Annotated in this window: 1 protein-coding gene; it reads left to right on the forward strand. The window is 60.3% G+C overall.

What is annotated here, in order from left to right:
* Positions 1–492: 492 nt before the first annotated feature.
* Positions 493–1,248: tyrosine-type recombinase/integrase (locus EQG76_RS24815; protein ID WP_200841097.1), on the forward strand; the 756-nt coding region annotated here is incomplete at its 3' end.

The following is a 1,248-nucleotide window of genomic DNA, read 5'->3' on the forward strand; positions in this document are numbered from 1 at the left end:
AACCAGCGGTGCAATCACGCCCGGCCAACAACGGCCAGACCACCAGGTTCCGTTTTGATAGGCACTCTAAGTCGAAGAGCCATAAGAGCAAGCGTGCTGTGGCTAGCGTCGTTCAGAGGCGGCAGCTGAAGTGTCGTTGCAGATATCAACAATACACATCTCTACAATTGAGCAATGTATCGTTCTGGCTGTCATGGCCTCTGGCTCCAAGGAGTTGGCGCCTAAAGAGGCTCCCTTATATCACAGTAATTCCAGGTGAATAAGCCCACAGAATGGAGCACCTTCGACTCAAGAAAGACCAAGCGTTAACTAGCGAGTCACGCGCTTTTATGATCGCGACAGCAATCAAAGCAGCAATTCATTTTTTGCTGCCTAGTACTGGTAAGTTCTTGAAATCGCTTGAGATTTGCTCGCGATCGGTCTGGCGGAGGGACAGTCCGCCCGAAGCTAAGCTGGTGGGTTCGCGAACGTTCACAGTGGTTCACGATATGGTTGTATTTTCAGCAGCTTGGCTACTCGCGCGTTCGTTGTCGCTCGCTACCGTTCCTGGTAATCCGCATCCCGAAGCGGGAACAAATGTGGGAACGGTTCGTGACACGGCGCTCGGGTGTTCTGACTGCGCGCAAGGTCGAAACGGCGGGACAAGGGGTATACGAGGATGGCGCCGGGCTCCGGCTGATCGTGAAACCGAGCGGGTCACGGTCGTGGGTCCTGCGCTATCAGATCGGCGGCAAGCGCCGGGACATGGGGCTCGGCCGCTGGCCGGACGTTTCCCTGGCCCGTGCCCGGGAGAAGGCGCAAGCCGCCCGGGCCATGAAGGCGGATGGTGTAGATCCCCTGGCGGAACGGAGCCGCCAGGCCATCCTTACCTTCAGGGATGCTGCCGAGGCGCTGATCGAGAGCAAGCGGCCCGGCTGGCGCAATGCCAAGCATGCATCGCAGTGGTCGGCGACTTTGCAGAGTTATGCCTTCCCGAAGATCGGTGACCTCGACGTCAAGCGGATCGCTACGAGCGACGTGCTGGAGGTCCTGCGGCCGATCTGGACGTCGAAGACGGAGACTGCCAGCCGGCTGCGCCAGCGCGTCGAGGCCGTGCTCGACTACGCCACGGCCATTGGCGCGAGGTCAGGTGAGAACCCGGCGCGCTGGCGGGGACACCTGGAGGCGCTGCTGCCCAAGCCCTCGAAGGTGCGGACAGTCGAGCACCATGCGGCCCTACCCTGGCAGGAGGCACCGGCTTTCATGGCC

It is taken from the genome of Geminicoccus flavidas (assembly GCF_009806515.1).
In the GTDB taxonomy this organism is placed as follows: Bacteria; Pseudomonadota; Alphaproteobacteria; order Geminicoccales; family Geminicoccaceae; genus Geminicoccus; species Geminicoccus flavidus.